Raw genomic sequence first — 11,309 nt, 5'->3', positions numbered from 1 at the left:
TACAGGAAGCAAATGGTGGCAGTTTGTTACTGGATGAAATTGGTGAAATGCCAATGGCATTGCAGGCAAAATTATTACGCGCCTTACAGGATGGATCGATTCGTCCGGTGGGCCATGATACCGAAGAAAAAGTGGATGTCCGTATTATTGCGGCCACCCATCGGGATTTGAAACAAAAAGTTATTGAAGGCAGTTTTCGGGAAGATTTATTCTATCGACTGGAAACCTTTGCTTTGTCAGTGCCCCCTTTACGGGACCGTGAAGAGGATAGGGAAATTCTGGCACAGCAGTTTTTACAACAACTGGTGGTTGCTCAGGGACGTAAAATTCAGGGGTTCAGCGATAAAGCATTGGACATTATTCGTGACTATGCCTTTCCGGGCAATGTCAGGGAGCTACAGAATGTCGTAGAAAGAGCGTTTGCCTTTTGCAACGAAGACTGGGTGCAACCGCAGCATTTACCCTCTCGTTTACTGGAAAATCAACCGTCAAAACTGGCGATGGCAAGCCCTGAAATGGATAGGCAAAATGATGAGTTATTGGCCGGTGTCGTATTGCCAACCCTGGATCAGTTACAAAAACGTTATGTAAATATGGTTTTAAAAGAGGTGGACGGTAATAAACGTCGCGCCGCTGCGTTACTGGGAATCGGTCGTCGTACGTTGTATCGCTGGCTGGATGAAGAAACCGATGAGGCCGAAGATACTGCTTAATTCCTCGAAATATAACCCCATTTATCACGAATTTTTATTGCCGCCAAACCTTCATTAAACGGTTGAGCATGTTCAAATTGTGGTTCGATAACCACTTCACCCTGCCGGTTAATATAACCATACTGCCGATAATTATAGGTTATCACCGCCAGACCATCCGAAAATGAATATGCCCAGACATATTCCGGTTCAATTTCAATCTGGCCTTCGGTATTGATATAGCCAACCTTGGCGTTTTTCTCCACACGGGCTAACCCTTCGCGGAAATTCCAGGCATCATCAAAATACGGCTTGACTACTATTTCTCCACTGGAATCAATAAAACCGTATAGCCCATTTTGTTTGATTACCGCAAAACCCTCACCAAATGCTTTGGCTTGATCAAATTGAGGACGTATCAGCCAATCCCCTTTTTTATCGATGTAGCCCCACTTACCCTCAACAAATACAGCAGCATAACCCTCGCGAAATACCCGGCTCTGGGCAAATGCTGGCTTGATTAACCGTTTCCCCTCGGCATCAATATATCCCCATTCTTCATCCACTCTAACGGCGGCTCGTTGTTCGCTGAAGATCTGAATTTCATCAAACTGCGCCTTAATGACTTCTTCTCCCTCAGTATTCAGGTAGCCCCATTGATCATTGACTTTGAAACCCGCCAGACCTTCTGAGAAAACGCCCACCTTGTCATATTTGGCCGGAACTACTTGCTGACCAGAAGTATTTAAAAAGCCCCACATTCCATCCTTGATAAAAGCAGCATATCCCTCTTTAAAAGATTGAATTTTTGGGTAGGTGGGCTGCAGTATTATTTTTCCATTTCGATCTACAATGCCCCATAGATTATCTTTACGATAGGCGGTGACGCCGCTGTCCAAATCATTGATTTCATCGGCGGTGAACAGAATGTCGCCATCAGGATTGATCATGGCAAATTGTGCTATGCCCTGATTGGCAATCATTACTGCCGCTCGGTCATTTTTAAAACTGCCGGCATCATCAAAAATAAGATCAATCTTCAGATTTTCTACATAAGCCATGGTAGGCTGAACAGCATGACTGGTAGAGACGCCGGTGAATGTCAGCGCTGACAGAATATATCCCAATGTTTTACATAACGTTCTATTCATAACCTCACCCACTTTTTGGGAGTTATTCCCATGATAAGTCTGTTCTTGTTCGGGTGAAAAGCTTGTGAAAATAAACTGTTGGGAGAACACCCCTAAGACCCCACTGCAGCTAAATCGATAGTGAATCAACAATGCTGATGGAGTATGTATGGAAAAGGATGAAGATACCTATATAGCGCTGAAAATGATGGCAGAAACTATTGATCTGAGTTCACGAAATGATAACGACGAGATTATCGGTCTGGAATACTATGTTAATTTCAATGTGTTGACTGACGATGAGCTGACCGAACTGATTCAGCTTTGGGATCAAAAATTAACGACCTGCCAAAAAGAAAAACTGGCATCGCAATTTACTGTAATCCAAGTGTTTGGCTTAATTGGACTGGCGATGCTGATTGCCTGGTTATCGGGTGGGATTGCCGGCGCGATTGCCAGTATGATTGGTGTTGTCGGTATGATTGCGATGATTGAAGATAAGCGGGTAAAAAAAGCGAAGCGTAACTTGAAAGATGCAGAGAAAGTCTGCAACAAGCTTCATTCTTATGCTCGTTAGTCTGTTCTGAGGAACCTCCGTCTCGCTAAGTCAGTCTGGTTAAGCTATTAACTTAAGGAATGTTTGCGTGCTTCGCCAGTTTATTCAAAGTTTATTAGGCAGTCTCTCGGCGCTTTCATTAAGTGCTTGTTCACCGGTAACCGTATTAAACGCCATGGTGCCGGAATCAGGATATCAACATCGAGCAGATCTGATTTATGGTGACCATCCGCGCCTGAAACTGGATATCTATCAGCCTGTGAATTCAACAGTAACCTCGAAACCAGCAACGGTTATTTTCTTTTATGGTGGCGGCTGGGAAACAGGCGATAAAGCGGATTATAAATTTGTCGCAGAAGCCCTGACTTCACAGGGTGTCATCGTGGTGATTCCCGATTACCGAGTCTACCCTGAAGTCGTATTTCCTCAATTTATCGAAGATGCTGCTCAATCAGTGGGCTGGACCAAACAGCATATTGCAGAGTTTGGCGGTGATCCGGAAAAGCTGTTTATTGCCGGACACTCTGCCGGAGCACATATTGCTGCCATGTTGTCGGTGAATCCGCTTTATTTGCAGCAGGTTGATATGCAGCCACAGCAGTTGCAGGGAATGATTGGTTTAGCTGGGCCCTATGATTTCCTGCCACTGAAAAGTGACACGTTAAAACAAATTTTTGGCGATGAAAGCAGCCAGTGGCAAAGTCAGCCAGTGAATTTTGTCACCAACGATCACCCTCCGATGTTATTACTGGTTGGCACTGATGATCGTACTGTACTACCACGTAACAGTTATCGACTGGCAGATAAACTCAAGCAGCATGGTAATTCAGTAAAGTTGGTGGAGTTTGATGGTTACAGCCATGTGGCTATGGTTGCCAAGCTGGCAAAACCTTTGCGTGGACAAGGTGCTTTACTCGCTCCAATCACAACATTTATTGAAAAGTATCAGGATTAGCTTAACTGCAGGATGAGTTGTTGTCCCAGTGCCTCTGCACTGCTGAAAGCCGACTCGACTCGACCCTGAATGCACCAGTCACCGCAAGCCGCCAGTTTTAAAGTGTTATCCAGATAAAATTGTTGACCAGTTTGAGCAGGAATATTAGCGAAGCCCCAGCGCCTTAAATCGATATGACTGACTTTACCAGTATCCAGTCCACTGACGCGCTGCACTTCATCAAGCATTTGTTGTTTGATTCGCTCATCCTCGACGGCCAGGTTTTCTTCTGCCCAAATATTATTGGCTTGTATCACCATTGAAAACTCACCGGAGCGAGAAGGTTTGGAGCTATTAACCGACATCCAGCTTATTTTTGCATCTCGTACTAACGCGGCTTGCCAGTCGAGAGCGGGGGCATCATTAAAACCCAGCATTAACGCGTAACAGGCTAGCATTTTTGTATGCTCAATAGAATGATGGCTGGCAAACTCCTTGGGTAAAAGATCGGCGGTCTGGCTCGCTGGCAGACAGCTGATCACCCAATCAAAATCATCCGCGATTTGCGTCCCTTGGTGCAATAAGCACCATTTCCCATTCTGTTGCATAAGATGGGTGATTTGCTGATTAAACTGAATATCCAAGGGGGCAGCGAGCGCCTGAGCAAACGCCTGCATATCAGGACTGCCGACAAAATGTGGATAGTCTGCATTCCACTGGCGTTCTACTACTTTTTCAGCGCCGGCAAATTCTGCGAAATGTGCATCCCAGCGTTCTATCACCTGCTTTTTGATTAATGGCTGAATAAATTCAGCAAAACGTGGTGTTTTAACCGTAAAAAATTGGGCACCATGATCAAACTGAAATAAGCCCGCGGTACGTGATGCCAATCTGCCGCCAGCACGTTGCGCTTTTTCGAACAAATGAATGTCCGCGTAGGGTTTAAGTTGATGAGCCAGTGTGAGGCCAGCCAATCCGCTGCCAATAATTGCAATTTTGCTCATGTGAGTCCGAGGCGGTAATGAATTTGGCAATCAGACCAGAGTGGTTAAGAAGAGGTTTCTGACAGGCGAAAAAAAACCCCAGTCCGAAGACTGAGGTTTCTTATTTCTTTATAACTGCGTATTAACGGTTGCAGATATACATTGTTACTTCGAAACCGAAACGCATGTCTGAATATTCTGGTTTAGTCCACATAATCATTCTCCTCAAATTTGATATCAGCGTTTGCTGACTTAGGTATAGATTAACGTGTTCAAACAACTAAAACCTCAGTGATACACCCGAATGGACTCAGGATTTTCCTGATTAATCACTTACCGGGGTGCGCATAGTGACAAACTCTTCCGCTGCAGTTGGATGAATGCCAATCGTTGCATCAAAATCTGTTTTGGTTGCCCCGCATTTAATCGCAATGGCTATGCCCTGCATAATTTCCCCTGCTGAGTCTCCCACCATGTGTGCTCCTAACACTCTATCAGTATCACCGTCGACCAGTAACTTCATTAAAGTGCGTTCCTGCGAGCCACCCAAGGTGTGTTTCATCGCGCGAAAGTTTGAGCGATATTTCAATACATTTGAATATTCCTTACGTGCCTGTTCTTCAGTCATACCGACAGTACCGATATTCGGCTGACAAAACACTGTGGTGGCAATATTGCTGTAATCCACTTTACAAGGTTGCTTATCAAACAGATAGCCAGCCAATGCCATACCCTCGGCTAATGCTACAGGTGTTAGTTCCATACCACCTGTTACATCGCCCAGGGCGTAAATACTGGGTTCAGACGTCTGAAAGGTTTTATTAACCTCGATATGTCCACTTTTACCAAGCTTGATGTCAACATTTTCCAGTCCCAATCCATCGAGATGTGGTTTCCTGCCGGTGGCAAATAACACGGTATCAACCGTTAAATGATGACCATCCGACATGGTTAAATATAAACTGTCATCTTTTTGTTTCTTAATTGATGTCACTTCGGTATTAAAGTGAATATGCACACCATTTTGTTGAATCTGCTCTGCAGCAAATTCAGCCGTCTCTTTATCAAAACCATTCAGTAATCCGCCACCACGGACAATTTGTGTGACTTGAGCACCCAAGCCATGAAAAATACCGGCAAACTCCACGGCGATATACCCCCCGCCCACAACCGCCAGGCGTTTAGGGAATTCTGCCAAATCAAAAATTCCATTGGAATCCACTGCATGGGTTTTACCGGGTATATCCGGGATAAATGGCCAGCCGCCCGTAGCAATTAAAATTCGTTCTGTGGTGAATTTCTTACCATTTACTTCCACCGTATGGGCATCAATTATTTTGCCTCTGCCATCGATTATCTCAACGCCGGCACGATCCAGAATGCCTTCATAGACACCATTCAAACGACTGATTTCATCTGTTTTGTTATCACGTAACGTCGCCCAGTCAAAAGCCGGTTTACTGACTTGCCAGCCAAAGCCTTTGGCATCGTTGAAATGGGCTGAATATTCAGAAGCATAAACATAAAGTTTTTTAGGTACACAACCGACATTTACACAAGTTCCGCCCAGATAACGATCTTCGCATACTGCGACTTTTGCACCATATGATGCCGCCATGCGGCTGGCTCGAACGCCACCTGAACCGGCACCAATAACAAATAAATCGTAATCGTATTGCATCTAAAAAACTCCTGTCTGCCATTTAACTTTACAAAAAAATACCGGACCTGAATGGTCACAGGTCCGGTGTAATGTGGCTAATACAGCATTATTGTTTATTCAAATAATCCAGCATGGTATCCACGCCGCTGACTTCAAACGGGTCATCAGGGCAATTATCCATCTTGCCTGGCTCAGCAAAAAGTTTTTTCACTTCACCATCCACCACATGCATTGAGTAACGCCATGAACGCTCACCAAAGCCCAGGTTTTCTTTTTTCACCAGCATGTTCATGCCACGGGTAAATTCACCATTACCATCCGGCAGCAATTTGACTTTTTTCACGTCCTGACGTTTGCCCCATTGGAACATGGTGAAAGCATCATTTACGGACAGACAATAAACTTCATCAATGCCTTTTGCTTTCAGCTCATCATAGTGTTCTTCATAACCTGGCAAGTGGGTACTTGAACAGGTCGGGGTAAACGCACCAGGCAATGCGAAGACGATGACACTTTTACCTTTGAAAATTTCATCGGTCGTAACATCCTGCCAGCGGAAAGGGTTATCGCCACCAATACTTTCATCTCTTACACGGGTTTTAAAAACGACATTAGGTACTCGTTGAGTCATGTTGTTAATCTCCTTTTTTGGGGTAGTGGTTTCCTGAACATTTATTCAGTTATGAGCAGTGTAGCGGAACAATAATGATTAATAAAACAACTTATTTCGGTTTTATTAATCGGTAAAAGCGATTAATCTTGGGTCTGACTATTGATATCAATCGCCATATTCAATTGTTGTCCACTACGCTTGTTTCTATACATTGCTTCGTCAGCCAGCGTGTAAAGCTGTTGTAAATCGTAATCGCTTAATGATTTTGTGGTCGTGATACCAAAGCTGTAATGTAAGCGAATATCACTATGGATGGACTGATTGTAGGAGTCTACCGTGTTGGATAGCCGCTGCAGAATGGCGGTTTGATCGGTATCGTTCTGATTGACCATCAACACAACAAATTCATCTCCTCCAATACGACCGATTAAATCCGAATCACGAAAAGTGCTATTTAATAACGTTGAGAATTGCAGTAAGGCATTATCGCCAGCCTGATGACCATGGCCATCATTGATTTGTTTGAAGTTGTCCAGATCAAAATAGATCAGCGACGCTTCACAGTCCTGATTACGGCACATTTGCAGAATATGATTGGCCCTGAATTCGAAGCCTCTTCTATTGAGCAAGCCCGTTAAATGATCTTCACACAGCAGCTGATTGGTGGCGATTTCTTCTTCTACCATTAACGCCAGTTCACCTAATAATCGGGAATCCCGTTCACTGATATAACGTGGTTTATGATCAATCAGGCATAACGCACCCAATTTTTCACCACCGGGGGCTCGGAATGGAAAACCGGCATAAAATCTTATATGAGGCTTATTCACCACCAAAGGATTATCATTGAAACGAATATCAAGGGTTGCATCGTTCACGATAAAACTTTTTTCCTGCTCGATCGTATAATTGCAAAAAGCCTGTTCTCGAGGGGTTTCAGACGCATCTAATCCAACTTTTGATTTAAACCACTGTCTTTCATCATCTAGTAAGGTAATCAGCGCGATCGGTACATCGAACATGCGTTTTGCTAAACGGGTAATTCGATCAAATCGCTGTTCAGCAGGCGTGTCCATAATTTTCAAGGATTCAAGCGCTTTCAGTCGCTGTTGTTCCAGTGCCAGTTTGCGCTGTTGTAGCCATTGGCCAATCTGATCGGCGGGGACCGGCCTGCCAATAAAAAATCCCTGGGCTTTATCGCAACCTTGCTTTTGCAGAAACTGTAGCGTGGCATAGTCTTCAATGCCTTCAGCAATTACTTTCATATCCAGGCTGTGGGCCAATTCGATGATCGCCTGAATGACCAGTCTTGATTCTCGTGACTGTTGTGCCGTCATTACAAACGATTTATCGACTTTTACTTCGGAGAACGGCATCCGTACCAGTTGCAACATCGACGAAAAACCCGTTCCAAAGTCATCAATGGACAGTTGAAATCCCTTCATCCTTAACCGGGTCAGAATATCCAGAGATGCAACGGGATCATCCATTGCGCCGGTCTCGGTGAGTTCAAGCATGATGGTGTGAAGTTTTACGTCATGAGAGTCACACAATGCTTCAATCTGATTAAACAGCGTCAGATTGCGGAGTGATAAAGCAGAAATATTGATGGAGCAAAGAAGTTGATGGGACTGAGGGGTGCCCGGATTTATTCGTTGTTGCTGGCAAAACTGTCTAAACCACGGTAAAGCCTGTTCGAAAACCAGAATGGTTAAATCATCAATCAGATTATTTTGCTCGGCAATGGCAATAAAGACATCCGGAGCAATAAATCCGTATTCCTTATGACTCCACCTTGCTAGCGCCTCAAAACCCACTAATTCACCGCTGGTGCAGTCTACTTTGGGTTGATACGCCAACGTAATTTCCCGGTTGGTAATTGCCTGAGCAACATCTGTGGCTGTAATGGCTGGGACACTGGAAGATGATTGCAGCTGTTGGCCATCAAGCAAATCAATCGCATTAAGTGATGGCAAGTCAATCATTTCACGGAAAGCTTTTGGATTAAAGGGTTTCGGTAAAATTCCGACAATGTTCAATCCATGTGCTGCCGCTGAGCGGGCGGCGGCCTGTAAAACCTGATGGCCAACCCCGCTGGTAATAATGATTTTGGCAGTGACCAGTTGCTCCCCCAATGCCCCCAGAACTTCTACCCCATCCATATCGGGCATAATCAGGTCTAATGCAATATGAGTAGGCTGCCACTCATTAAGTAAATTGAAAAAATTAATTGCATTGGTGGTCACTTTCACTGACATACCAGCGTATTCGGCAACATTGCGGATGGTCTCTCCGGTCAGTTGGTCGTCATCCAGTATCAACAGTTTATGATCCGACATCTATTAATCTCTCAGGTCTTGTAGGTCAGCATTTGTGCGACTCTGTTCAAAAGAGCTGCACGATGATATGGCTTATTCAAAATAGGAATACTGCCATTCTGTTTTTCTTCGTCGGTCAGTGCTTTCTCCGTATAGCCCGAGGTATAGAGCACGGGAAGTGTTTGTCGAAGTTGTTTTGCCTGTTTTGCCAGCTCATGTCCGCTAATACCGCCGGGCATCAGTACATCGGTGAACAGTAAATCAATTTGCTGTGCCGACGCAAGCCAGTTTAAAGCCTGATGCCCATCAGCTGCTGCAAGCACCTGATAACCCGCATCCCGCAGCTGTGAAATAGCATAATGTCTGACCAGATCATTGTCTTCTACAACCAGAATGGTTTGTTTGGAGTGTTGTACTGTTGTCGGAGAATCAATCTCCTGCAGGACAGGTGCTGGCGACACCATCTCATTATGAGGAAGAAATAACTGGAATCGTGTTCCCCGCCCGGGCTCAGACTGTACCTGGATGTGACCGCCGGACTGTTTGATAAAGCCAAATACCATGCTTAATCCCAAACCACTGCCTTTTCCTGCTGGCTTAGTGGTGAAAAAAGGTTCAAATACCTTATCCAGCAAATCCTGGGAAATTCCTTCCCCATTATCCATTACATCAATTTTGACGTATTCGCCTGCCTTAAGTTCGTTCGCTGAGGTTTGTTGATCCGTGGGAAGATTAAATCGCTCTGTGCTGATCATTAGTTTGCCACCCTCAGGCATGGCGTCTCGAGCATTAATGGTCAGATTTAATAAACTACTCTCCAGTTGAACGGGATCAATCATGACGGGCCAGATATCGCTATTAAGATTGAGATCCAACTCGTATTTTTGCCCTAATGAGCTTCGTAATAAAGCCTCAATATTACGTATTAACATATTGATATTAACGGCTTCGGGCGAGAGTGGCTGGCGTCTGGCAAAAGCCAGTAGATTACTGGTCAAACGTGCGCCTCGATCCGCTGCACTGCTGATAAGTTTTGCCAGAGGCTGTAAAGCGGGTTTATCGGCCAGCTCATCGATTAATATTTCGGTATTCCCGGTAATAACGGTCAATAAGTTATTAAAATCATGGGCAATACCACCGGTTAACTGCCCAATGGCCTCCATCCGCTGCGCCAGTTGTAACTGTTTCTGTAAATGCCTTTCTTCAGTTATATCGCGCTCAACGGATACCCAATGGGTATACCAGCCTGCGGTCAGGCCAATGGGAACACTATTCAGCTCCAGCACAATTTCACGACCACTTTTATGATACTGGGTTAATTGAGCACGAAATGGCTGCCAGGTGCTGTAAGCCGCTTTAATTTTTTGAAGTTCATTTTTTTCGGTTTTCGGGCCATGCAAAATTTTCAGGCTTTTACCGATCACTTCCTGACGGCTGTAACCGGTTATACGTTCAAACGCGTTGTTCACAAAAACGATATTTGCCTTTTCTTGGGCAAAACGTGAAGCTTCAGTAATAATCACTACATCATTAAGTTGTGATACCGCACTTCGTAACAACTTCAGTTCTTCCGCTTCCCGGCGTTGTCGAGTAATGTCCCGCAGATAAACGGTAAGCCCTTTGGTTGAGGGGTATATCCTGATATCCAGCCATAACTGTTTTGCTTCGTACAGATGCTCAAAGGACATCACCTGTTGCTGCATTAGTGCCAATGACAATTTTTTTACCAGCGAGCCACTGCGATCAATATCAGTATTTTCGATACCTTTTTTATCCAGCAGTTGCGAATGGGGAATATTAAATAAAGCCACCGCCTGATTATTCACATAGTTAAACCGTAAATCAGTACTTAAGGTGAAAAAGGCATCGGTGATACTGTCCAGAGTATTCTGCAACTGCTGTGATAAGGCCTCACTCTGTTGTTGCAACAGTTTGGTTTGATGAATATTAATGCTCGAACCGTACCACTTTACGACTTTTCCCTGCTCGTTGCGGATGGCACTGGTTTGAGCCAGAAACCAAATATATTCATTATCAAACCGCCGTAATCGGAACTCATCAGAGTAGGCGACCCCTGTTCTCATTGAATGAGACCAGCGTTCACGCGCAGCAGTTTGATCATCGGGGTGCACCAGTTCAAACCAGTTGTGAAGTATATCGGGTTCTGGTTTGCCAAAAAATTCAACGGCAAAACGGGAAACAGAGTCAAGCATCCCTTCAGCAGTCACCGTCCACATAAACTGGAGCGTTGTTTCAGCCATATAGTGAGAACGCCGCTGTTCTTCGATCAGATTGGCTTCTACCAGTTTACGATCATGCACATCCTGAATGACGCCCTGCACATGCGAAGGGAATTGCTGGTCTGGATAGGCCATTATTCTTAGCCGTCTAGGATTGTTCTGATGGGTGAGTGTGAATTC

General features: G+C 44.7%; 10 protein-coding genes. 3 read left to right on the top strand and 7 right to left on the bottom strand.

What is annotated here, in order from left to right; all coding sequences use genetic code 11:
- The coding region (locus B3182_RS08945) for a sigma 54-interacting transcriptional regulator (RefSeq protein WP_292752453.1) at positions 1–713 on the top strand (713 nt) is incomplete at its 5' end.
- Here the strand turns inward: B3182_RS08945 and B3182_RS08940 are convergent.
- Positions 710–1,843: a WG repeat-containing protein gene (locus B3182_RS08940; protein ID WP_292354317.1), complete on the bottom strand. Its 1,134-nt coding sequence runs from the start codon at positions 1,841–1,843 to the stop codon at positions 710–712. The two genes, B3182_RS08945 and B3182_RS08940, sit on opposite strands and share 4 nt — an antisense overlap.
- A 148-nt stretch (positions 1,844–1,991) precedes the next feature.
- Between B3182_RS08940 and B3182_RS08935 the strand changes: the two genes are divergently transcribed.
- Together B3182_RS08935 and B3182_RS08930 are read left to right on the top strand one after the other, a co-directional pair.
- Positions 1,992–2,399, top strand: a complete 408-nt coding sequence (locus B3182_RS08935; RefSeq protein WP_292354319.1) for a hypothetical protein — start codon at positions 1,992–1,994, stop codon at positions 2,397–2,399.
- A 67-nt stretch (positions 2,400–2,466) separates the two neighbouring features.
- The gene (locus B3182_RS08930; RefSeq protein WP_292354321.1) at positions 2,467–3,333 is read left to right on the top strand and encodes an alpha/beta hydrolase; all 867 of its coding nucleotides are present in this window, start codon (positions 2,467–2,469) and stop codon (positions 3,331–3,333) included.
- Here B3182_RS08930 and B3182_RS08925 read toward each other — a convergent pair.
- The 6 genes from B3182_RS08925 to B3182_RS08900 all read right to left on the bottom strand — a co-directional run.
- Positions 3,330–4,316, bottom strand: a complete 987-nt coding sequence (locus B3182_RS08925) for an NAD(P)/FAD-dependent oxidoreductase (protein ID WP_292752450.1) — start codon at positions 4,314–4,316, stop codon at positions 3,330–3,332. The two genes, B3182_RS08930 and B3182_RS08925, sit on opposite strands and share 4 nt — an antisense overlap.
- A 121-nt stretch (positions 4,317–4,437) precedes the next feature.
- Positions 4,438–4,509, bottom strand: coding sequence for a pyrroloquinoline quinone precursor peptide PqqA (gene pqqA, locus B3182_RS08920; protein ID WP_081443609.1), 72 nt, complete (start codon positions 4,507–4,509; stop codon positions 4,438–4,440).
- 111 nt (positions 4,510–4,620) lie between these two features.
- Positions 4,621–5,976, bottom strand: coding sequence for a glutathione-disulfide reductase (gorA, locus tag B3182_RS08915; RefSeq protein ID WP_292354325.1), 1,356 nt, complete (start codon positions 5,974–5,976; stop codon positions 4,621–4,623).
- Between the two features lie 88 nt (positions 5,977–6,064).
- A complete protein-coding gene (locus tag B3182_RS08910; RefSeq protein WP_292354327.1) occupies positions 6,065–6,589 on the bottom strand; it encodes a peroxiredoxin in 525 nt (174 codons plus the stop codon).
- A gap of 122 nt (positions 6,590–6,711) precedes the next feature.
- Positions 6,712–8,910, bottom strand: a complete 2,199-nt coding sequence (locus B3182_RS08905; protein ID WP_292354329.1) for an EAL domain-containing protein — start codon at positions 8,908–8,910, stop codon at positions 6,712–6,714.
- Between the two features lie 11 nt (positions 8,911–8,921).
- The coding region (locus B3182_RS08900) for a hybrid sensor histidine kinase/response regulator (RefSeq protein ID WP_292752447.1) at positions 8,922–11,309 on the bottom strand (2,388 nt) is incomplete at its 5' end.

Source organism: Methylophaga sp. UBA4204 (genome assembly GCF_002379485.1).
Classification (GTDB): Bacteria; Pseudomonadota; Gammaproteobacteria; order Nitrosococcales; family Methylophagaceae; genus Methylophaga.
This window is presented reverse-complemented; position numbering and strand designations above follow the sequence as displayed.

Bases quoted from the DNA above. Each gene is read 5' to 3' on its own strand.
- B3182_RS08935 (WP_292354319.1), top strand. From the start codon at position 1,992: ATGGAAAAGGATGAAGATACCTATATAGCGCTGAAAATGATGGCAGAA.
- B3182_RS08905 (WP_292354329.1), bottom strand. From the start codon at position 8,910: ATGTCGGATCATAAACTGTTGATACTGGATGACGACCAACTGACCGGA.
- B3182_RS08910 (WP_292354327.1), bottom strand. From the start codon at position 6,589: ATGACTCAACGAGTACCTAATGTCGTTTTTAAAACCCGTGTAAGAGAT.
- gorA (WP_292354325.1), bottom strand. From the start codon at position 5,976: ATGCAATACGATTACGATTTATTTGTTATTGGTGCCGGTTCAGGTGGC.
- B3182_RS08940 (WP_292354317.1), bottom strand. From the start codon at position 1,843: ATGAATAGAACGTTATGTAAAACATTGGGATATATTCTGTCAGCGCTG.
- B3182_RS08925 (WP_292752450.1), bottom strand. From the start codon at position 4,316: ATGAGCAAAATTGCAATTATTGGCAGCGGATTGGCTGGCCTCACACTG.